Below are 23488 nucleotides of genomic sequence, written 5' to 3'. Positions count from 1 at the left end.
GCGTGCCATGCCACCGATCGCGAAATGACTCAGCTACCGACTTGCCGTGAATAAATAACTAGTGGACGCAGTTCGCCGAACGCGATCTTTTCGTCCGTTTGCATGCAAAACCGCGTTGTCGCCTGTTTGGTGCACCAAGCACGCCGCGCCGAATAAAGCAGTCTTGTCGCCTGTGTCGCGAACAATTACAAGCTTTGCAGGCTAGTAGCCGTCTAGCCTAATATCGCAGAGCCCTTCGTGACGAAATCAAGACTGAGTGCCGCTGCGTCCAGAGTTCTGGAGGTCTTTTGGCCATCGCGTCTAAGGCAAGACTGTTTCGACCGAAAGGATTCGAGGAACATGCGTACTATTCTGCTGACCCTAGCTCTCCTGTCACTTGGGGTTTCAGGTTGTAAGGACTCGTCCTTCGGATCGAAAAGATGGGGTGGCAGTCCCTACGGACAAGGGAATGTTGAGCGACAAAAGGCCCGGGCCGCCACTTTCGACCCGTATCCGATGAACGACACGGCTCCAGAAATCGTCGGCGGAAGACCGCGAGGGTTTGCAAACCCGTTGTCTGAACCTTACCGGCATGAAATGACCGAGCAGGCATCCAGCCCATGGACTAGATATCCGGGCTACTAAGCAACCCGCTCGCAACATGCGGAATTAATCGACCGCTCGAGCGTCGGTGACGGGCCTCGTGCGCTTCAGCATACGATGGCCAAACTCAAGAATCTGTCGAGTTAAAACGAAATCGGCTTCACTGAAAAGTGAAGCCGAATATTGAAGCCGCAGCCGTAATGGGGCAGTCAAGCCGCCAGTTTTAAACCCGAATGGCGACTGCAGCCAGAGGCGGTCGCCGGACCGGAACCGACTACTTCTTTTTCTTCTTCTTGTCGTCGCCGTCTTCTTCCTTTTTCACTTTCTTCTTTTTCTTCAGTGAAATCTTGGGAACACGGGTCTTGGCCATGCCCACTACGGGCATTTCATCGTTCCATCTGTCCAGATCTTTCAACCGCTGCACACGTTCGACACGTGTCATTACGTTGCGCGATTTGATCGCTCCAGCACGAACTTTTAAGCTTTTATCTAGTGTCATAGCAACCTCAGGGAGGTTCTCGTTTTACGGGCTCAGTCAAATATTGGCTACTTTGCCGTGAATTTAGGAACGGCGGAATATATCGACGTACCGCGTCGCAAACAAGTCCAACGAAGGTTTTCCCGACTAATTCCTCCGCGAATGCAGACAGATTTTCGTGGAGGGCGGACACTTTTTGAAGTGATTTATATGGCTTTTAGTGGGTTTTAGCATGATTCTTGCGGGATCCAGAATCATACTTTTCTAGACGCAATCTGTGCCGCGTTTTTTCTAGTGCCAAAGATGAGCACACCTTTCAGAGCAACTGATGATCTTGCCTTCAAGCCCGCGACGATTCCGATTCCTCCTGAATCCTATGGGAACAGCGGGCGATGTGCATCCCTATCTGGGGATTGCCACCGAAATGATGGCACGTGGTCATGAAGTTTTTCTGCTCACCAATCCCTCGTTCAGGCAGGTTGCTGCTCGAGCAGGGGTCTCATTTGTCCCAATTGGAGACGAAGTTGACTGGAGCAAAGTCGCACAGGATGAGAAAGTACATCACTCCACTTCTGCCTGGAAAGAGGCGATGGGGTGGGCAGCGATTAATCCGATGCGCGAAGTCTACGATCATATCGCCCGCTTAAATATCCCGGAAATGACTTGCTTAGTTTCGCCTGTATGGAGCTTCGCTTCAAGAATTGCGCATGAAGCCCTGGGGATTCCCCACGTCAATTGTGTCGTGAATCCGATCGTGTTCCGCTCCGCCTACGATTCACCGCGCATTCCCATGATGTATTTACCGTCCTGGATGCCAAAGTGGCTAAAGAGATACCAGTTCTGGTGGGCTGACAAGCTCTTCATTGACCCGGCACTGAGTAACACCACCAACGTTTTTCGCAAGGAACTCGGGCTTAAACCAGTCCGCAGAATTATGCACCGCTGGTGGTTTTCACCGCAACTTGTCCTGGGCTTGTTTGATCGATCGATGGTGCCGCCGCAGCCTGACTGGCCGCAAAATGTCCAAATCGTAGGGCATCCGCGATGGGATCCTCCTGGCGAAAACGAATCGACCTCTGCAGCTGTAGAGTTTGCCAAGGACGGCACGCCCCCTGTGCTTTTTGTCCCAGGCTCGGTCGGACCGGGCGGATCGGAATTTTTCGCGAGCGCATTGGATGCTGTTGTCAAACTTGGGCTACGGGCGATCTTCTTGGATCGGAACAACAAATTTGTTCCCCAAAATTTACCCGAATCGATTCGGCACTTTCAATATGTGCCATTAGGAGAGCTTGCCAAGCACTGCGCAGCTATCGTGCATTGCGGTTGCGCTGGAACACTTAACCACGCTTTGGACGCGGGTATTCCGCATGTGGTCTGGCCGCGCGTTAATGACCAGTTTGATAACGCTCACCGCCTCACACGCATGGAGCTGGGCGTTCGGATTGCTGGCCCGAAATTCTCAAGCTCCGCGGCAATCGTTGCTCTGCGGCAGCTGTTCCAAAATCCCAAGTTTGCCGAAAACGCGCGTGCCTACGCGAGAGAGAATCATGCCACTGAACCGCTGAAAGATATCTGTAACCGCCTAGAGGCATTAATGAAGACCGCATCCAGCACTTTCAATTCTTCTGGTTCGCCCGAAGAGCTCGCAGCATTGCAGCCAAACTTACCTTTGATTCGCAATCGCCCCAAGTTCGTTAGAAGTTGATCATTCACAACCCACGGAATGCCAGGCCTTGTTTTTGAAAGTGTTCAAGTACATTCGGTAGCACTTCGAGGATCCGCGGCTCCGCCAGCTCGGAATCGTGCAGTAGCACAATCGAGCCTGCTGTGGTGTGCTTCATGATAATATCTTGCACACGAGCGGCAGAGTGGTCTGTTCGGTAATCTTGCGCCACAACATCCCACATTGCAATTCGGTACACCCACCACAAACAGTAGCCTTGCATTACACCCAATTGCCCAAAAGGAGGGCGAAAGTACTTCGGCGTGATGTTCAGCACTTTTTCAATCGCTTCTCGTCCCCGCCGAATGTCCTTCAAATACTCTCGCAGTCCAGTTTTCCAGCCACTGAGATGCGCATAGCCATGATTACCGATCGTGTGCCCGCGAGCCGCAACCTCCCTCGCTAATTCAGGATGTTTTTCAACCATCTCGCCAAGGAAGAAGAACGTAGCCTTCGCATCATAGCGATCCAAGAAAGTTAGGATTTTATCCGTGACATCTGGCGTTGGACCATCATCAAAAGTCAAAAAGATCGACTTGGTCTTGGCCGATTTACGCCAAAGCAGGAACGGGATCAACCAGCGCAGCCAATCTGGCGTTCGCTCAAACTCGGCCTTCATCAGGACTTCCTTGTACGCATGTTTTTAAAGGCCGGGACATCAGCCAACGGTGTACCAAGTAACCGGCAAAAATGTACATGGCAGGCATCGCTACCGAACGCATACGCATATTGCTCCAGTAAACGGCATGAACTGCCGTCAATGCAATGATCAGTGTAAAACCCGGAACAAGGAGCCATGCACCGTCAAAACTTCTTCGCTGAACCAAATTCCAGCACGCAGATATGAAAATGATCATGTATAGCGAGATGTACCAACCGCCGATCGCTATTTGCTGAAGACGGTTAGCTTGGTTTGCAGCAGGCCACGGGTGCCATAACCAAGCAATGCGAATGAGACATGCTTTGTAAAAGGTGCTCGGTGCATTTTTGATCGTTTTCCAGGCTTCTGCTTCTGCAAATGTATCGCAGTTGACCTCTGAGCGACGATCAACATAGTAATCCAAAAACCTTTCAAAGGTCTTATGAAAACGCTCTTCGTCCCATTGCCTGCTGATACCTTCGTTCTGAAAATGTGCGAAAATGATAGGGTTGTTGGCCAGTAACAATGTATAGCCACCGTGCGTCGTGGCCCAGGTCGGCTTGCCAAAGGTTTGGTAATTCCTAATCGTCCAAGGCGTCAGCATGCAGCCAATAACCAATAAGAACAGCGTAGGCATAAGAATTTGTTTGCCTAGTCGGTCCCATAAAGCTTGATGGCTTTGCTCCCCATGTGAAGTCCGTTTGCGCAGTAGAAGCACCATGCCAATTAAAACAGCCCAACCCATTGCAGTGGGACGGCAAAGAACCGAGGCTGACATCAGGGCGGCAGCGATAACAATCTCCATTGTTCGGCACCCACGGCCATCGCGAAACGAGATGCACCACCACAGCCAGAAAGCCATTGCTAAGAACGTCGCAGTTGTTTCGGTCATCACTAACGCAGATTGGCGGATCAAAATCGGGTCGCTCGCGGTAGCGAGTCCTACTGTTAACGGTATTAGCCAACTTGCGTATCGAGTTTTCGGATTTCTTGTTGAGGCTTGGTCACGCCGCGCAAGTGCGCACCATGCTGTAACTCGGATCGCAAACAAACAGGTCGCTACACCCAAAATCCAGTGCAAAATCGCCACTGAACTTCGATTAAGATGATACGTAGCGAACGAACCGCGTGCGTCTTCAACGACCAGCCATTTAAGAAGCCAAGGGTACAAAGGAGGACGGTATGCTGTAGGCAAGACTTTCGGATTGGGCGCATCATTGGTTGTATATCGACCAAAAGTTCCGCTGCCGGCCCAGCCTTCAGCTAGAGCTGCGTAGGCGTCTGGGTCCAGTTGCAGATCGCTTTTCCAGTAAAGAAGCGGCACAAAACGGATCGTTGCGATTGCTGCAACAACGATCACAATCGCATAAAGCGGTGCCTCAATGCCAAAAATCTTTTGCAGCCAATATTTCATTGCCCAATTGTAACCACAACTTCGCGGCAACAGGAGGCGGACCAGTTACGTTACAATAGAACTCCCCGCCACACATCCCGCCTTCAAATTTTCCAAACCATGCCTGGGGCAATTCAAATGCTAAAACAGCTAAGTTCAGCATTTTGTTTTAATTTGCTTGTTATCGGTATCTCATCACTCTCGATCGTAAATGCACAAGAGCCGATGCTCAATCTGACTCTCCGCTATCAACAGGAAACAACGCCTGACTCGGGAAGATACCACCGGCTTTCACGAGAAGAACATTGGCCCGCTACCCAAACCGCAGTCATCATTTGTGATCTCTGGGACAGCCATCACAGCGTCAATGCCGTCCGTCGCGTCGCCGAAATCACACCGCGTATCGATGCTTTTGCAAAGCAAATTCGCTCTCAAGGTGGCGTCGTAATCCATGCGCCCAGTGACTGCATGGACGCCTACGCGGATCATGTCGCGCGGCGTCGAGCTCGAACGGTCGAAATTGCCGATACAACTCCCGAGGACATCGATAGCTGGTGCGATCAAATCCCCGCAGAACTCGCAGCAGCTTACCCGCTGGATCAATCGGATGGAGGAGAGGATGACGATAAGCTCGAGCATCTGCAATGGGCGGCTACTTTAGTTGCCGAAGGTCGAAATTCAGATCTACCCTGGATCAAACAGACGGCGGGCGTAGCGATCGACGCCGATCGAGATTTTATAAGTGATAAAGGGCCAGAGATCTGGAACATTCTGCACTCGAACGGAATCAAGAATGTTTTTCTCGTCGGCGTTCACACGAACATGTGTGTGTTAGGACGGCCATTTGGACTTCGTCAACTCAAGCAGCATGGCATGAACGCAGTGCTCGTTCGCGATCTGACTGACACGATGTACAACCCTGAATCCTGGCCGTTCGTCAGCCACTTTTCCGGTACAGACCTGATAGTGGACCATGTGGAACGTTTCGTCTGTCCGACAACAACAAGCGATGATGTCCTCGGCGGCATCCCCGTTCGCTTCGCGGGCGACCACCGGATGCATCTCGCCATTCTCATCGCCGAAGATGAATATGAAACCAATAGAACACTGACTGAATTCGCGGACGCTTTCTTGAGAAAGGACCTTCGAGTCAGTCTAATCTATGGCCCAGAACCTATCGAAAAAGCTGCCTACACTGAGGGAATTCCGGGAATCGAAGCCATCGCCGACGCGGATGTTTTATTGGTGAGCGTACGGCGCAGACCATTGCCAGCAGATCAGCTGGAGATTGTGCGAAAATTTGCTGCTCAAGCAAAACCAATTGTTGGGATACGCACGGCGAGTCATGCGTTCAGCCTGCGAGACGAAGCGACTCCGGATGGACTTTCAAGTTGGAAGGAATTCGATTCGCAAATCTTCGGCGGTAACTATACAAACCATCATGGGAATAGCGAAGTTAGCCGCATTGTCGCCGTAAATAATGTACCGTTGTCCTTGTTCGATAGTAACAGTTTTTCTCGATTCGAATCAAAAGGCTCACTTTACAGAACTTCTCCTCTAGCACCTGGCACCGCGGTACTCCTGGAAGGCTCTGTTGAAGGAAGTAGTAAAGAACCAGTTGCCTGGACCTTCGTCAGGCCTGATAGTGGAAAATCGTTTTACACCTCGCTCGGGCATGCTACAGATTTTGAGCAGCCTCAATTTAGACAGTTGCTTGTCAATGCTGTGCGATGGGCCAGTGATTTGCCTCCCTTGTCAAGTGGAGCAGTTGAGCAACGGTTAGAGCAATATAAATCGGGACAAGGTCGACAACGCAAGTAGTTTCCAAAACAACAGTAGAGTAAAAGATGAAATTTGTATTTAGGCTAAGTGTTTGTCTGTTCAGTCTTGCGATGCCCTCGATTATTTACGGCCAAGCGAAATCGGACGAGACCGGAAGCGATCAAACGGTCGTCTTTCGAGAAGATTTCGAAGACGGCCTGGGCCGTTGGGAGTTGCTCGATCCGAACACTTGGAAGCTAAGCGAGAGCGAAGGCAATCACTCGTTGGAGATTACTGCACGCGAAAGTGAATACTCGCCTCCGCATCGAAGCCCGCTGCATATAGCACTGATCAAAGAGCTGGAACTGGCAAGTTTCGAAGTGACCTTCCGCGTTCGAAGTACCAAAGATACGGGTGATCATCGCGACTGCTGCGTCTTCTTCAATTATCGCGACGACAAACATTTTTATTACGTACATCTTGGTGCAAAACCCGATCCGCACAGTGGACAGATTATGATCGTCAACGATGCACCTCGACTGGCTTTGACGGAAAACAAAACGCTGGTGCCGTGGGATAACGAATGGCATAACGTCAAGCTCGTGCGTAACGTTGAATCAGGACGCATCGCCGTTTACTTTGACGATTTTGAGAAACCTCTTATGGAGACGACGAACAAAGAATTTGCGAGCGGGCGGATTGGCCTTGGCTCGTTCGACGACATGAATGAATTTGATGACGTCAAAATCGTGAAAATGTAATTTATCGCGAATCTGAAATCGCAGGCACCACGAATCGGATCGCAAGCGGTGTTAATTGAGAGCTCGCTTCCGCTGGAAATCGTCGATTGCGAATCGAGTCGTCAGCGGTTCGAGCTGGACGTGAAAATCACGAGCTTCACCTGCCTGAAGCGAAACTACACGTCCAGCTTTTTCTTCAGCCGATCGTGTGTAGGGAAAGCCGGTGCCGGGCTCAATTCCAACGACGTATCCATCTTGAACGGCCACAGTGTTCTTCCAAAATGTTAGGTAGGGCAGGGTGGTTGTATCGAAAGAAACGCCAAATCCCTTATCGCGATTGGCGTTGATCAATGCCGCCCCAGCCATATTGTCAGGATTGCTCTTCGGTTCCAGTAGGTAGACTTGCTCTGCATAGCCCGTTGTCGGTTCCTCACATGTGCTCCAATTCGCTATCCCTTCGGCCGCTCGTGCATCGCGTGGAACAATCTCGTCTGCTGCAGCAATGAGTCGGCTGCCAGCGTCCAGAATCGGTGCTCCGATATTGATATGGTAGAGCAACTGCATGCTGGCTGGCTGGGATGTTTTGTTAGTGACTCGGTCGTACACATCTATTAGAGCGCTATCGCAGTACAAGCGGTATCGCACTTCCAATTCTAAGTTTCCAACCAGGAACCGCGTCTCCGGTACAATCCCCACAACGTCTAAAAAGTCTCCTTGAGGATCGGACTCCAATCGCAATGAAGTGGCAGGTAAGTTTGCAATCCGACCATGCAGCGGCCAAATGACTTTGCCTGTAGCATCAAACTCGGGTGCACCATTGCTTGTTAGACCACATCGCACCAATAGCTCGTCAAAGCCCTCCAGCCAACCAATTCCACTTGCGTCATGAACCGGTACGAAAGCGGGGTGGACTGGCCCGCTTACCGGGCTGTCCCAACCAAAGGCCGATCCACAGCAATTTGCTTTCCAGAGACTCATGCCACGCGTGGGCAAAATGCACAGCGTTAACATGCCCGTGTCGATGGTAAGCATTTGTACTCCAGCCGATCGACCACCTTGCAGAGTTCGCCAATCAACGTGGAATGAATTCAAGGATCCGAACCAAGGGGTATGAGTGACTTCGGTAGTGATGTCGGGATGGATTAGTTGCATGATTTTTGTTTTGCGGGCGGGAAGCGGGAGGAATTGCAGGGCATCGTCGACCTCAGTTAAACGCTTGTTTCGAATGTAGCGATTTTTCCGATTTAGCGTACATCGCTGCCGCGAATTCTTTAGTCGATCACTAGATTTTCTAAATCAGGGTTTAGTTCGGTCCTACGGTTCTTTGATTTCCTGGAGTTAAACCCATCAACCCCTGCCATGGTCAATATCGAAATTAAAATGCTCGTTGGACGCTGCCTGCAATGCCTGATTATCTTGGCATGCATGCTGGTAGCTCCATTGAGTTATGGGCAGTCGATCGGCAACCAAACTGCGTCACGAGACGCGCACTTGGTTAGTATTCCGGCTGCTGAGTCGAAAGGGTCGAGTCGTTCAGAACAAGTTCGGAAGTTTCGTCGACCCGTCGATGATTTGCAAGCGATCCGCGAGTATCTGTTGAATGCCTCACCCGACGCACGCGGCAGTTTGCGCTTTCTCTCGTTATCGAACTGGCACAACAACCCTCGTTACAGCTCTCAAGATTTGCAAATCGTTCGCTCTGCAACGGCAAAGCTCATCAACAGTCTCTCGTGGCAAAGCCGAATTGTCTTACCCGAAGTTGTGCCTGAGTCCGATGGAGCCATAATCGCAATTGATCTTCGAGAACTTCAGTGGTCGTCTGCTCGTGAGTGGCTCTCGATCATAAACCTTTATCCGTATGGGCTGAAATACGACTACGTTCGTGACCAAGAATTAAAACAGGTGGCGTCGGACGTACAGCAACTTGCGAATACCGAGCTTCCTTTGATCAGAGCCGACTGGTTTGCATTTACCGCCTCGCGTCCACCGCTTTATCATGAATTGCTCGACCTGCCGCTGGATTTAAAGGAACTTGAAGAGCGTCTGAACTTAAATCGTGAATCTAATATTGCATCAGGAAATGTCGCTCGAGCGGGTTTCGGAAGCAGTGCTGTATCTCAACAAAATCGATTAATCGAGCGGCACGAGTCCAAGTATGGTGCCTATTGGATCAGCTACGATTTCGCCCCCCGTCGCGGTCGAGGCGATTTGATTCGTTTTCCGTTAGGTCCCAAGTTCAACGACAACCGATTCAATCGCCATGCTTTTGAGCATGATGGAAGCCAAGCGATTTTCAATTTACCAAACGGTCTACACGGCTACATGCTGGTTGACGCACAAGGCCAGCGAATCGACGGTGCGGCGGCGGCTGATGTCGTCTACGACCCTACGGCGACTGCGGGCACTCCGGCGATGACGAACGGACTATCATGTATCCACTGTCATAGTGACGGCATCGCTTCCAAGATGCGCGACGAAATTCGAGACACGGGCGCATTTTCTGGTGAAGCCTTGGAGCAGATTCAAAAGCTTTACATTGAACACACGCAGTTCGCTCGGCTGATTGAACAAGATCGGCAGCAGTACCGGACGGCGTTACGGGCTACGCTAGAGTCGCATGATGATCTAACTCCTGATTTTGAGCCAATCTCTTATGTCGCGAAAAGCTATCTCGCTGGCCTAAATGCGCAGGACGTCGCTTGCGAGTTAGGCATCGAATCGATCGATCTGATCACAGTCCAAATTGAAAACGATCATGATCTTCGAAAGCTAGGGCTTGCTACTTTAATTCAAGCTCAACCCGGAATGATCCAACGTGCGCGTTGGGAAGCGGTCGACGGTACTTCGCTATTTCAAGACGTCGCTGTCGAGCTCAAACTCGGCACTCCTTATCTTCCAGGAACGACTCGCGGGCTGAAATCACGCACATCATCCAATTCACTTCATCAGACTAATTCGATAGCAGAATGAACAAGCCAATCAACTCTCGAGCACTCCGCTGCCTTGGCGTCCTACTGGCGACTTTGTTGACCTCAGTCACCCTGCGTGCTTTGCATGGCGACGAAGCGTTGGATATCGAGCTACGGGCCATGGTGACCGATCACGTTTTGCCTTTGGTCGACAAACGCGGAGGAGGGGCTATTGCGATTGGCGGCTTCACAGCGGCAACCAGTGTTAAGGGAAGTGCTGGCCCAGAGATCCAATTGAAACTTTCAAGCATTCTGAAAGAGCTAAACCTTGATGTAAATGCCGATAACTATCGATTCGAGTTGACCGGTAATTACTTGCCATACAACGATTCAGAGTCCGGCCTCTACGGCGTCAAGTTGATTTCGCGAATGATCGATGCGGAGGATGGTACGACGCTGGGTGAGTTTCCACGTTTTGTCTTCGGAGCGGAGACAGTTCCTCGCATGCTCGGACTCAATGTGATGACCAAGGGCAGCAGTGATCCCAAAATTCAGTCAGTGTCGTTCCAACGAGCGATGCAACGCCCAGAAACATTCATCCAAGGTTCCGAAGTCGCTGCCTCGCCCGCGTCGTCGTACGGCATGGAGATTTTGATCCTTCAGCAGAACAAGTACCAACCGCGGCCCTTTGTCCCGAACAGTCAGAACCGGCCTTTTGTAGACATTGCCAAGAACGAAGTTTATGCGATTCGTCTTCTGAATCATTCGCAGCACGACGCCGCTGTTCGTCTTACAATCGATGGCGTCAACGTCTTTCAATTTAGTGAACAAGAGCAACGTCCCAATCATTGGATTGTGCCAGCGGCAAAAGACAGCGTCCCTGGCGCAACAATTGTTTATGGTTGGGACAAGACGATGGGAACGACTTTACAGTTTAAGGTTGTCGACTTCCCTGACAGCGCCGCGGCTCGCATTAAGTTCCATCCTTCACAAGACACCGGGTTAATCACCGCTTCTTTTGCGGCCTGTTGGGAGCACGAACGCGACCGACCAAGGAGCGAGGGTCGTACGCGAGCGACCGGTTTTGGAAACGAAATTGTTGACTCTAAAACCCTAGTCAAACGCCATATCGGCGCAGTACGCGAAGTCATCTCGGTTCGCTATGAGAGACCTGCCAACGACCATGAACCGATAGCGATGCAACGCCGCTAACTCCAGACTAAGCACGGTTTTTCACCATGAAGAGCAACGTCGTCCATAGCGTCCTGTCTGGAATCATGTATTCGTCTGCTTGCGCACCGACCTGCAAATTCAGCCTAAAAATTCCAAAGCTGATTTTGTTGTGTGTGCTCTTGTGCAACGCTATGTATTGTCCTGCTGATGGAGCCGATACTGAATCCGAGATTAACCGGTATGCACTGCTGATCGGTGTAAGCAGCTACCAGAACGATGGCTTTATTGAACTGCCGGGTGCGGAGCCCGATGTGAGCGAATTGAGCCGCGTGTTAGTAACGGGAGGATTTCCAACTGGCAATATCGCGCTGATGACGAATCGCAGCGGAGCACGCGATCCTCGACTTCTGCCAACTGCAAAGAACATACGCAAGCAGCTACAGAAATTGATTCGAGACAGGAAACCTCAAGACACAATTGTCATTGGGTTGGCTGGTCATGGTTTACAAGCCGCAGATGGTCAGACCTTCTTTTGCCCAGCGGATGCTCAGCTTTCAGAGGTGAGCAGTCTAGTGGCTTTGCAAGAAATCTACGATGCTTTGGAAACGTGCAATTCCGAATTTAAGGTGCTGTTGATCGATGCGTGTCGAGAAAATGTCCAGTTGAACTTCGATGCCGCTTCTGGCTCGTCCGAAAAGCAATCAGGCAACGTTGCATCATCAACGGTTCAACAGAATATCCCAGAACCGCCAGCGAATACTGCGGTTTTCCTGAGTTGTTCGCCAGGGCAGGTGGCCTACGAGCGGCAGCAAATGCATATGGTCAACGGAGTATTCTTCCACGCTGTTTCTCGCGGACTCGATGGTGCTGCAGCCGGCCCTGATGGTTTGGTTACGTTGCCAGATCTCGAACGTTTTGTAAAGAAGGATGTTGAATCGTTTGTCAGCAAGACATATGCCGCGACGCAGCAACCAGTGATGCGCAACAATACACCAGGACTGCAGCCGCTACTGGCCAAGTCTGATGTTGGGCGTAAAATTAAACGTGCAAATGAGCTTTGGATCCGCAGCGCGAAAAAAGAAGCAGCAGCGATTATCGATGAGATCCTGAGCGTAAATCCTAACAATGCTCTAGCCCTTGCAGAACGCTCTCGTGTCCTGAGCGAACAGGCGGAATCACAAAGCGATCCAGCATTGCTTGAAGAGTCGTTGCAGCTTGCTGAAAAAGCCGTCCAGTTGGCTCCGCAGGAACCGAGTGCATTTCTGGCGCGATGCAACGCTCATCGCATCGCCGGCAACTATCCTGCAGCTCTAGAAGATTGTAATCGAGCGATTGAAATCCAGAGAGATGATGCTCTCGCCTTCGTTTACCGAGCGGTAGTTTACAAATCCATGGAGAACGATGCTTTCATGCGTACAGATTTGGAAACGATTCTCGAGCTGAACGACAACAACCCGTTAGTTCTCTCCGTGGCTGCCGGATTGCTGTTTGCTATAAGCGAAATGGAGAAGGGGTTCGAATTGTTAGAACGCGGAATTGCGCTCTATCCAGACGTCCCGATGCTGCACTTTGTCAAAGCTTACGGACATGATCAGATGGGTGAGCATAACAAGGCGATTCTGGCTTATACCGCAGCTATTCGCCTGGATGATCAAGATGATGAGATCCTCTTGCGGCGCGCAGTCAGCCTCGCTCGCGTCGGCGACTATCCAGCGGCCCGGGAAGATGTTGATCGAGCCTCGAAGATCAATCCAAAACGATCCGATCTAGCAACTGTGCGCGAATTTGTTTCACAAAAAAGAACGCCAGCTTACAACCAATCAGTTGATAAACGTCCAACTCGACCCACAGCTCAGACTCCGACTCAACGGTTTGCACAATAAATACGCCGTACTGAAATTACCCGTCACTTAACAAAACCTAATTATAAATGCTGAGCTCACGCTCTACGCAATTTGTCCATCAAAGGTTCTTAACATGCTTGCTTCAATCCCATTACCTCAATTTTCGTTTGCGTTTGCTTGGACCATTTTTCTAGCTTCAGTCGGGCAAGTGCAAGCCGACGGCCCTGCATCTGTTCACAAGTACGCAGTAGCGATTGGCATCAGCGACTACGATCCTGATCAATTGGTGCGCGTCCCGCTTGCAGAAAACGACGCGAGCAAGTTTGCTGAACTGCTGATTCGAGCTGGCGCTGACGCTCAACAGGTCAAGCTACTAACCAACAGTACTGGAGCTGAAAATCCACAAGCTGCACCAACCAAATCGAACATACTTGGCCAGCTAACTCAGTTGACCAAGGTTCTGACGCCTGATGACAAATTGATGGTGGCATTCAGTGGTCACGGATTGCAAGCGAAGTCTGGCTCGTACTTTCTGTGTCCTTTGGATGCGGATGTCGAAGATGTTAACACGCTCATATCTTTAGAAGAGATTTATCATTTAGTCGGTGAGTGCATGGCCAATCAGAAGCTGCTCTTGATCGATGCAATGCAAGCCGAACCGTTTGCTAAAGATTTACATTCATCGTTCAAACAAAACTTTGTTACCAAGCTAAATAATCTACCCGAGCCGCCAGCCAACACTGCGGTATTCTTTAATTGTTCTCCAGAGCAATCGCTTTCTTACGTTAGCGGTCCGTCCAATCAGGTAGGTTGTTTCTTCTCCGCTGTAATCTCTGGTATAGAAGGATCTGCAGCGGGGAGCGATGGCAGCGTGACCTTGTCGGACGTCGAGCGATACGTGAAGAAACAGTACACGAGCAACGCGGCAGCCGCGGGCATTCAGCCATACATTCAAAAGAATTTCTCGGGTGTGTTTGTTTTGGCTGATCATTCGTTAGGCGTTGATGACATGGATCAGATTCAAAATCTGATCCGCGAAGATCGCTATGACGAAGCAGATAAGATCGTCGATAGAGTACTCGCCGCTCACCCAGAGGATGGACGAGCACTTGCGCAAAGATCGCGATTGATGACTTATCGCGCCGAACAATTTCGGGACCTCTCAACTGTTCCGGAAGCACTTCAAATTGCTGAAGCGGCGGTTGTCGCTGCCCCCAATGATCCGCTGCCCTATGTTGCCCGCGCAAATGCACATCGAATTGGGCAGAAGTACGAAAAGGCTTTTGCAGATGCAACGAAAGCTGTAGAGTGCGATCCAAACTTTGTGATGGCCCACGTGATCCGCGGCTTTGCTTATCACCATCTGCATGACTTGGAAGGCATGGGGCGTGAAGCACAGATTGGAATTGAGATCGATCCCGCACATCCCGAAGCGCGTGCCATGTTTGCAGCATATTGCTTTGCTAAAGGTAGGATCGATGAAGGACTTTCGCACCTTGAGCGTGGCATTGCGGGTACAAAAAATATGCCTGCGTTGTACTTTCTAAAAGGCTATGCACTCGAAAAGAAGTCACTGCATCACGATGCGGTCGCTCAGTTCAGTTTGGCTATCGAATGCAACGATCAAATTCCAGGATACTTCTGTCGCCGAGCAATCAGCAATGCAAACGGCGGTAACTACAAAGCTGCGATGGATGATATCGCGGCTGCCGAACGCATCATGCCGACGTATTTCGATATCGCCTCCGCCCGCGCAATGGTCATTCAGAAGCAGAAAGGTTACGGGCACGCGGGCCACGCGATTGCAGAAGGCTTGAGAGCTAATCCAAAGTCTGCAGATCTATGGCAAGGCCGCGGCTTTGACCTCTACACCAATCGACAGTACACGCAAGCAATCGACGCTTTCAACAAAGCGTTGGAGATAAACCCTGGCTACGGCGAAGCGCATATGGGAATCGGCATGGTCTATCTCAAGCTGAATAAATACGATGAAGCGCTAGTACATTTGAACCGTGCGACTCGACACAAAGAACATCTAGCCCGCGCATACTTTGAGAAATCTGAGGCCTACATCGCGAAGGGCGACTTCAATGCTGCATTTGCCGAACTGCAGTTAGCAACCAAGTACGACCCATCGAATGGAACCTTTCAATCACAGTTGAGAACTGTACAAGCGCGTGTTGGGAAATAGTTCGGAACTAACCCAGTCGCGATATCCGACACAATCGGAATATTTGCTTCTGCAAAAGCGTGCGGTTCGATTTAGTCGGCTTCGGAGTGACCCTCGCGTCTTGGGAAAGACCTAGGGTAGGTTGGATTTTATTGGAAATAGTGCCAATCCACTAAGTAATCAAAATCTGCAACTATCGCAGATCACTGCTAAAAATGAGTTCGAATATGAGTACTAAAGAGATGCCTTGCGGTTGGGAAGCTACTGTCACCAAAGAGACAGCCAACACTCAAGAAACATCGGACCAAACAGGTTGCTTGCTTCAAATTCACCCGCTGGATTTGAATCATCAATTGTTTGAATTGACGGAGTCGTCAGTCGTTGTTGGCCGCGAGAATACCGCCGGGCTTTGTATCTCCGATAGTTCGGTTTCGCGAAAGCATGCGATCATCGAACGATCTGCAGAGGGTTATCAAGTTACCGATCTAAACAGCACCAACGGAACCTGCGTAAATGAAACGCGTGTTGAAAGTTCGCGTCTAGTTCCCGGCGACCGAGTGCAGTTCGGAGGCTTTATCTACAAGTTCTTGTCGAGCAATCACATCGAACTGCAGTACCATGAAGCTGTCTATTCGATGATGACACGTGATGGTTTAACAGGCACCTTAAACAAACGCTACTTCCTGGACATCATTGGTCGCGAGTTTCAAAAATCATGTCACCGTGGAACGCCGCTTTCGCTGATTCTGTTCGATATCGATCACTTCAAGTCAGTCAACGATACGCATGGTCATTTGGCCGGCGATGAAGTTTTGAAGGAAATGGGACGCCGAATCGGAAACGTCGTCGCTGATCATGATGTCTTTGCACGCTACGGCGGTGAAGAGTTCGCGATCTTACTAACTAGTGTCAGTTTGGAAGAGACTGTTGACGTCGCCGAGCGATGTCGACTGGCGGTAGAATCGGAGACCTTTCCTACTTCGGTCGGACCTCTTCCGATTACGATCAGCGTGGGAGTGGCTGAATTTGCTGCACTGACACAACCAAAGAATGCGAACGAGTTGGTTCAAGCTGCTGACGAAAAGCTATATGCGGCCAAGCGAAGCGGGCGTAATCGTGTCTGCAGCTAATATCGATTCGACCAGTGCGGGTTTTGCCCAACCTTTTGTAATCGCTGCAACGCCAACTCCTCCCATTGTTGAATCTAAGCCGGATTTTTCGTGCAACGATGATGACGGGATGATCGGAAGTTCGATCGGTCACTTTAGGATCGAAAGCGTCATCGCTAGCGGAGGAATGGGCACGGTCTTTAAGGCGACGCAACAGCAACCGGTCAAGCGAGCGGTTGCTTTGAAGATGGTCAAACGCGGACTTGCCGACAAGTCTACCTTGGCAAGATTTCATGCCGAGCGACAAGCGCTGGCTTTGATGGACCATCCCGATATTGCACGCGTTTACGAAGCGAATGCTACGCCTGATGGTAATCCATACTTTGCGATGGAGTACTGCGAAGGTTTGCCTATCGATCGATTTTGTGACGAACAACGATTGGATCTCAAGGCTCGTGTTGAATTGATTGTCCGTATCGCGCGCGCAGTCAGTCGAGCTCATAGTATCGGTGTGGTACATCGCGATTTAAAACCCGGCAATGTGCTCGTTGCAAAATTAAATGACCGCAGCGAAAGTAGGCTTGTCGTTAAGGTAATCGATTTTGGAATTGCCAAGTTTGTCGATGAGAAATATGACGAACAGAGTTGCCATGCAACGCGCGTCGGCGAAATGGTTGGCACGCCAGCTTATATGAGTCCTGAGCAAGCCGCCGGGGTTGGCGTCGACGGCCGCACAGACGTTTTCGCGATCGGCGCGATTTTGTTCAAGCTGCTAACTGGTTCGACGCCGTTAACCGCTCCGCCTGGAGATGCTCAAAGCCTCGCGCAAGTGATTGCGCACATCCAAAACTTCCAGCCATTAACGCCTTCGACACGGTTCGGCACGTTCGAGCCTCCGGCAAAACAAAGCATTGCGTCGAAAATGGGCTTCACGAAAGCTTCGCAGTGGTACGCCGCAATTAAAGGGGATCTTGATTGGGTCACGTTGCGAGCGATCGAATCTGACAAGACACGTCGCTACGCCACACCCGATGATCTTGCCGACGATCTTGAGCGATATTTGCGGAGCGAACCTGTCAGTGCGGTGGCACCGAGTTTAGGCTATCGACTCAAGAAACTGTATCAGCGACGTAAGCCGGCATTCTTAGCATCTGTTGTGGTCGCGATCACCTTGCTTGTCAGCGGAATCTACCTTGCCGTCAATTGGTGGCGATACGAGAGCGAAAAGCGAGCTGAACTTGCTCAGGTATCTTCGGAAGCAAGCTTTCTGATGGACGATGCCGATGCGGCACGGCAAAGAGCCGCCCAAGGTGGACCGACTTCGCTCGAAGAATTTGTCGTGGCGCGGACCGCTCTAGCCAAAGCCGAATCACTGCTCGCCAATCGATCGCAACTGCCGGCTTTGCAAAATCGCTTAAACGATGTTCAAGCTGCAATCGTTGCTGACCAAGAGGCCTTGGAATTAGTCAAGCAATTGGAGGACGCTCGCGAACGTGTTGTGCAGACAGGAGCCACCCTCGAGTCGGATGCTGATGGCTTGGACGCGTTTGGCCGTCAAGCGGGCGTCGAGCGAGTCTTGCATGCGTTTCGGAGCTTTGGCATCGAACCAGTTGAAATGACTGCGCAGGAGGCCGCGGAACGAATTCTAAGTAGCCCGAAGTCGGTACACGAAAAGATAGTCGAATCGTTGGACTTCCTGCTCAACGAGATACCAATTGGAGCCGGGTTGTACCTGCATCATCAAGGCGGGCGGATCAATGTTGCCGAAGTGGTATCGCAGGGGCCTGCATTTCGAACGCAGCAATTTCAAGTCGGCGATCGACTGCTGAAGGTTGACGATGTGAGCCTTCTGGAAACGTTCACGGTCGATCAGATGTTATCGCAGACGTATCGCCTGATGACCCGTCGGCCGGGGCAAAGAGTTCGATTGACTTTCGTGCGCGGTGCAGGTGAGCCTCAAGTTTGCGAGCTCATCTGCGAAGGAGCGGAAGCGATCTGGGCGTGCGAAGTTTTAAAGAGCATTGATCCCGACGACTGGCGATCGTCGCTGCGGCGTGCCGTCTTAGATGCGGACTTGGCTGCTTTGCGACAACTCGCGGCGTCTGCTGAACTTTCGCAGCAACCGCCCTTTAGCATCATCCAGTTGGCTGGGACGCTTTTTATGCTGGAGCGGAACAATGATGCGATTCAATATCTACAGATTGCTCAACAACGCCATCCCTCAAACTACTGGGTCAACCACTATTTGGGCACGGCCCTTGCAGTCGCTCATGATCCTCCACGACCAGAAGATGGTATGCGATACCTCACCGCCGCAGTAGCGCTGCGACCGCAAAGTATCGGAGCTCGACTAAACTTGGCTGACGCACTTGTTCGTACCGGTCAGACGGATGAAGCACTGGTGCAAACGCAAATAGCCACGGAACTGTCGCCGTCCGACATGCAATTAAAGAAGAGAGCTGTGGCGATGTCTAGAACAAAGACCGCAGCAGGAACACTTAGGCAAAGTGGTGTTAAGGTACCAGATCAACAGTCAGCAGTAACGGTTACTGAGCCAAGCTCATCGGCTTCCAATGCGATCGATTTAGCAGATCTGACTATCGACGAAATCGAGCATCGAGCCCGCGAGTTTGCTCAATCGGGTGATCGTCGGCAAGCACTTGCGATAGTCAAACAGGCGGAACAAGTTTACTCAAATGATCCGCTATTGCGACGAATGAAAGGGATCGTCCTGATTGATTTGGAAGACTACGTTGCGGCCAAAGTAATATTGTCGGATGCGGCCAGACTTTCACCAAACGATGCGGCCACGCGATTCTACCATGGCGTTGCTTTGCAATATTCCGGCGACAGCCACAATGCGATGCGCGAGTATGAAGCAGCGCTCCAAATTAGGCCTGACTACGAAGCGGTAAGAGGATTCTTGATTGAACTTCAAGCAGTCGCAGACTAGCTTTACATTCCGTTTCGCATCGTAAACTGTTCTTGGCCGTAAGGGCCGTTCTAGGAGATCCTTCTAACGGATCATGTAGATCTGCACGCTTGCGGCCTACAACGGTTCCGAGATTGGCGTCAACGTCCCTGTTTTGACGTTGTAGCGGCTGATTTTGTCTGCATGAAGCGGCATTCTTACTAGGAAAATCAGCGAAGATAGCCGCGAACGGACATATCTAAGGCGGCGGCTGCGACTTTGCGTGATGTCGTGGAGAAGGGCACGACTGCTTGAAGAGTCCTACCGAGCCGACTACAACAATGCTATCGCACCTGCGGCGGCGAATCGTCCGAAAACTATTCTGAATTAATCCCACCTCAGCCGCATCCCACTCTCAATCATATGACAACGATAAAACTTGACGATGGACTGGTAAAGGGAGACAGTGTCTCCAAGATTCTTGACCGTGCTCTGGACGCTGGCCAAGGCCTGCTGCGGCTAACCCCAACCTGGGTGCCTCGCAGTTTCTTGCATCCGGGACGCCGAATTAAGCTGCATCCGGACGATTTATATTCGTTTGGCGCTGATCGCGGCGGAATTGATGAACGCTGGTTTGGATCTACAACCGAAGCAGCCAACGACGGCCGTGTTTGGCACGAAGGCTTTAGTTTTTGTAGCTTCGAAGGCCAAAAGTTTTTGCTCAAGGACGCCGTCGAGGAAGCCGGCGATCGCCTGGTCGGCAAATCGATCTTTAGCAAGTACAACCGCTGGCCGGTCTACTCAAAATTCTTTGACAACATGGGGCCGATTCCTCACCACATGCATCAAAAAGCAGAAGACGCAGCTCTAGTCGGACGCGAAGGGAAGCCCGAGAGCTACTATTTCCCCCCGCAGTACAACAACGTCGACAATAACTTTTCCTACACTTTCATGGGGCTGGAGCCGGGAACTACGAAAGCTCAACTGCGAAAATGCTTGGAAAACTGGAATCGAGGCGATAACGGCATTCTGGATCTTTCCAAAGCCTACCGGCTTGAGCGCGGCACAGGCTGGTTAATTCCTCCCGGCGTTTTGCATGCCCCAGGCTCGCTGTGCACCTACGAACCGCAGTGGGGCAGCGATGTGTTCGGCATGTTCCAATCGATCGTCGAGGGGCGTTATGTTCCTTGGGAACTGTTGGTGAAAGATATGCCCGAAGACAAGCATCAGGATTTAGACTTCATCATCGGCCAGTTGGACTGGGAGAAGAACGTCGATACACACTTCAAAGACAATAACTACATTGAACCGATCGTCGACTCCGCTCGCAGCGGCGACGGGTATACGGATCGCTGGGTCGTGTACGGAACGGTCGACGGGCAACAGCTTTTCAGCGCCAAAGAGCTAACGATCGAACCAGGTGCAAAGTGTACCTTGAAAGATCCAGGCACGAGCAGTTGGATTACGGTGCAGGGCAAGGGACGCATGGGCAAATTAGCGCTGCAGACTCCAGCTATGATTCGCTTTGGTCAAGAGACTGAAGACGAAGTATTCATTAGTCACGAAGCGGCAACGGCAGGTGTTGAAATCGAAAACACCGGCAGCGAACCACTGGTCGGTCTGCGATACTTTGGCCCAGACGTTCATTCGAACTTGCCAAAGAATGGTGCTTGGAAAGCGAACCGCTAACACGCATTTCTAGCTTTGAATAAAATGCAGGTGCGACTAGTAACACCTTGTTTCAGAATTTCTCAACCGGTTCATGTATAGAGCCGGTGAGGCCTGTTCCGGGATTTTAACACGTTGATGAGTGAGAGTGGGCGGATGAGTCTAAAATTACATAATGCGATGTGGCCTGGGTTGGTTGGCAAAGGCGATGGGCCTGGTCAAGAACCACCAATTTCGCTCGAGAAAATGTTGCAGCTAACAGCTGCGGCGGAAGTTAACGGGCGAAAGTTTGACGGCATCGACTATTTCCTGTTTTTGCCACACACCGATCCCAATGCAAGCGATGATGACATTCATAAGATCGCTGACCTTATTCAGTCTCACGGATTTTCGGTCGGTTCATTAGTTGCGCCCGTGTGGCAGGGGACCGTGGGTGATTCTGCGATGGGAGACGCTGCTGCCAGGGCTAAATTCCTGGACGCCGTTCGCGTCGGGTGTCGGATTGCCAAAATTTTTAATGAACATGGCATTCGAAAGTACGGTGTCATTCGGCTCGACTCGGCTGAATTTGGTATTGAAAAATGGCGCCTGGATAAAAAGGCGAACACTCAACGGATTGTGGAAACCTTTCAAGAGGCCGCTAAAATTGCGGCCGATCATGGCGAGCGATTGGCCGCTGAAGGCGAAATTTGCTGGGCTGGGTTGCACTCTTGGCAAGATATGATCGATATTTTGGAAGGCGTCGGAATGCCAGAAACTTTTGGCTTTCAAGCAGATCTGGCTCACACATACCTGTATTTGTTAGGTTACAACGCGCCTGAACATGCGTTGCTTCAGCCGGGCTATTCTGAAGCCGAATTTTATACGGCTTACGAGCAAATGACCGAGGAGTTGAGACCGTGGACGATCGACTTCCACGTGGCTCAAAACGACGGCGAAGTTCACGGGGCCGGCGACCACGACAAGACTGGTAAACATTGTCCTGCCGATGATCCCAATGGTAAGCTCGATATTGTACGCTGCTCGCAATACTGGCTGCAGGATTATGCCGATCGAGGCATCAAACATATCTGCTGGGATGGATGCATGTTCCCTAACGCAACGTTGGAGAAAGTCGATACTTGGAATACGATTCTAGCCAAGATGATCGAAGTCGCAGAAGCGGCTGAAGAGAAAACGGAATATGCATAGTATCGACTTTAATTTTTGCTCACAATAACTCAGGTAAATTGTTCGCTATGTCAACTAGAAAACCACTTCGCATTGGAATGATCGGCTACGGTTTTATGGGCCGTGCGCATTCAAACGCTTACACCAAAGTCAATCATTTCTTTGATCTTGAGCATCAGCCTGTCTTGCAAGCGGTTTGCGCTCGAAATGCCGATAAGGCACGAGGGTTCGCGGATCAATGGGGCTACAAGAGTATTGAAACCGATTGGAAGAAGCTGCTGCAGCGCGACGACATCGATGCTGTCGATATCTGTACGCCTAACAAGCTGCATAAGGAGATCGCGATTGAGGCAGCCAAGGCGGGCAAGATGATCTTGTGCGAAAAGCCATTGGCAATGAACGTTGCCGAAGGCGAAGAGATGTGCGAAGCGGTTGAAAAAGCTGGCGTTGCGAACACCGTTTGGTACAACTATCGTCGCATTCCGGCCGTAACCATGGCCAAGCAATTGATTGACGAAGGTCGCTTGGGACGAATCTTTCATTACCGCGCTCTGTTTCTGCAGGATTGGACGATTTCTGAAGATGTGCCTCAAGGTGGAGCAGCGACATGGCGATTGGATGTCGACGCGGCCGGCTCGGGAGTAACCGGAGATCTCTTGGCGCACTGTATTGATACTGCCTTGTGGCTCAACGGTAGTATTTCGTCGCTAACTGGGCTGACGGAAACGTTTGTTAAAGAACGAGTGCATGCCGACACTGGTGAAATGAAGGCTGTGGGTATCGACGACGCGGCGGCTTTCCTGGCTCGATTCAAGAATGGTTCGCTGGCAACGTTCGAGTCGACTCGATATGCACGGGGACATAAAGCGCTTTATACGTTTGAGATTAACGGCGAAAACGCTTCGATCTTCTGGGATTTGCACGATTTACATCGCCTGCGTTGGTTCGATCACCGCGATGAAGGCAAACTGCGAGCGTGGAAGAGTATCCACGTTTCGGACGGAGATCAGCCTTACATGAGCAACTGGTGGGTGCCGGGGCTGCAAATTGGATACGAACATTCGTTCGTCCATCACGTCGCCGATTTCCTCAAATCCGTCGCTGATGGTACGCCATGTCCGCCGACTTTCCGAGATGCACTAGAGACTCAAAAAGTCTGTGACGCAGTCTTGGCCAGCGCCAAATCTGGCCAGTGGCTGAATGTTTAATTTGAACTT

At 51.0% G+C, this 23488-nt stretch carries 17 protein-coding genes; 13 read left to right on the top strand and 4 right to left on the bottom strand.

Annotation, left to right across the window (positions count from 1 at the left end; translation table 11 throughout):
* Positions 1-339: 339 nt before the first annotated feature.
* Positions 340-624, top strand: a complete 285-nt coding sequence (locus tag SH451x_RS23785) for a hypothetical protein (RefSeq protein WP_479359760.1) — start codon at positions 340-342, stop codon at positions 622-624.
* A 232-nt stretch (positions 625-856) separates the two neighbouring features.
* Here SH451x_RS23785 and SH451x_RS23780 read toward each other — a convergent pair whose 3' ends face one another.
* Positions 857-1081, bottom strand: coding sequence for a small basic protein (locus tag SH451x_RS23780; protein WP_479359758.1), 225 nt, complete (start codon positions 1079-1081; stop codon positions 857-859).
* A 307-nt stretch (positions 1082-1388) separates the two neighbouring features.
* Here SH451x_RS23780 and SH451x_RS23775 point away from each other — a divergent pair, with 307 nt between their 5' ends.
* Positions 1389-2765, top strand: a complete 1377-nt coding sequence (locus tag SH451x_RS23775) for a glycosyltransferase (RefSeq protein WP_479359757.1) — start codon at positions 1389-1391, stop codon at positions 2763-2765.
* Positions 2766-2769: 4 nt separating this feature from the next.
* Here SH451x_RS23775 and SH451x_RS23770 read toward each other — a convergent pair whose 3' ends face one another.
* Together SH451x_RS23770 and SH451x_RS23765 are read right to left on the bottom strand one after the other, a co-directional pair.
* Positions 2770-3402 carry a polysaccharide deacetylase family protein gene (locus SH451x_RS23770; RefSeq protein ID WP_479359756.1) on the bottom strand — a complete coding sequence of 211 codons (633 nt, stop codon included), beginning with the start codon at positions 3400-3402 and terminating at the stop codon, positions 2770-2772.
* A complete protein-coding gene (locus SH451x_RS23765; protein WP_479359755.1) occupies positions 3386-4837 on the bottom strand; it encodes a hypothetical protein in 1452 nt (483 codons plus the stop codon). Before SH451x_RS23765 ends, SH451x_RS23770 begins: the two co-directional genes overlap by 17 nt.
* A 117-nt stretch (positions 4838-4954) precedes the next feature.
* Between SH451x_RS23765 and SH451x_RS23760 the strand changes: the two genes are divergently transcribed.
* Positions 4955-6637 (top strand): ThuA domain-containing protein, encoded by a 1683-nt coding sequence (locus SH451x_RS23760; protein ID WP_479359754.1) that lies wholly within the window; start codon positions 4955-4957, stop codon positions 6635-6637.
* Positions 6638-6708: 71 nt separating this feature from the next.
* Positions 6709-7338, top strand: coding sequence for a hypothetical protein (locus tag SH451x_RS23755; protein WP_479362931.1), 630 nt, complete (start codon positions 6709-6711; stop codon positions 7336-7338).
* A 51-nt stretch (positions 7339-7389) separates the two neighbouring features.
* Here the strand turns inward: SH451x_RS23755 and SH451x_RS23750 are convergent, their stop codons facing one another.
* Positions 7390-8469 (bottom strand): aldose 1-epimerase family protein, encoded by a 1080-nt coding sequence (locus SH451x_RS23750; RefSeq protein ID WP_479359753.1) that lies wholly within the window; start codon positions 8467-8469, stop codon positions 7390-7392.
* 207 nt (positions 8470-8676) lie between these two features.
* Between SH451x_RS23750 and SH451x_RS23745 the strand changes: the two genes are divergently transcribed.
* The 9 genes from SH451x_RS23745 (at position 8677) to SH451x_RS23705 (ending at position 23479) form a co-directional block, all read left to right on the top strand.
* Complete coding sequence (locus SH451x_RS23745; protein ID WP_479359752.1) at positions 8677-10287, top strand: hypothetical protein; 1611 nt, start codon at positions 8677-8679, stop codon at positions 10285-10287.
* Complete coding sequence (locus SH451x_RS23740) at positions 10284-11438, top strand: hypothetical protein (protein ID WP_479359751.1); 1155 nt, start codon at positions 10284-10286, stop codon at positions 11436-11438. Before SH451x_RS23745 ends, SH451x_RS23740 begins: the two co-directional genes overlap by 4 nt.
* Positions 11439-11464: 26 nt before the next feature.
* Entirely contained in the window at positions 11465-13282 is a 1818-nt protein-coding gene (locus SH451x_RS23735) for a caspase family protein (RefSeq protein ID WP_479359750.1), read from the top strand.
* 94 nt (positions 13283-13376) lie between these two features.
* Complete coding sequence (locus SH451x_RS23730) at positions 13377-15434, top strand: tetratricopeptide repeat protein (RefSeq protein WP_479359749.1); 2058 nt, start codon at positions 13377-13379, stop codon at positions 15432-15434.
* Positions 15435-15640: 206 nt separating this feature from the next.
* The gene (locus SH451x_RS23725) at positions 15641-16543 is read left to right on the top strand and encodes a diguanylate cyclase (protein WP_479359748.1); all 903 of its coding nucleotides are present in this window, start codon (positions 15641-15643) and stop codon (positions 16541-16543) included.
* A complete protein-coding gene (locus SH451x_RS23720; RefSeq protein ID WP_479359747.1) occupies positions 16464-19475 on the top strand; it encodes a protein kinase domain-containing protein in 3012 nt (1003 codons plus the stop codon). Before SH451x_RS23725 ends, SH451x_RS23720 begins: the two co-directional genes overlap by 80 nt.
* 381 nt (positions 19476-19856) lie before the next feature.
* Positions 19857-21122: a hypothetical protein gene (locus tag SH451x_RS23715; protein ID WP_479359746.1), complete on the top strand. Its 1266-nt coding sequence runs from the start codon at positions 19857-19859 to the stop codon at positions 21120-21122.
* Between the two features lie 135 nt (positions 21123-21257).
* Positions 21258-22292, top strand: coding sequence for a sugar phosphate isomerase/epimerase family protein (locus SH451x_RS23710; RefSeq protein ID WP_479359745.1), 1035 nt, complete (start codon positions 21258-21260; stop codon positions 22290-22292).
* A 47-nt stretch (positions 22293-22339) separates the two neighbouring features.
* Entirely contained in the window at positions 22340-23479 is a 1140-nt protein-coding gene (locus SH451x_RS23705; protein ID WP_479359744.1) for a Gfo/Idh/MocA family protein, read from the top strand.
* The last annotated feature ends 9 nt before the right edge of the window (positions 23480-23488 follow it).

The sequence above is a fragment of the Njordella aestuarii genome (assembly GCF_056494165.1).
This window is presented reverse-complemented; position numbering and strand designations above follow the sequence as displayed.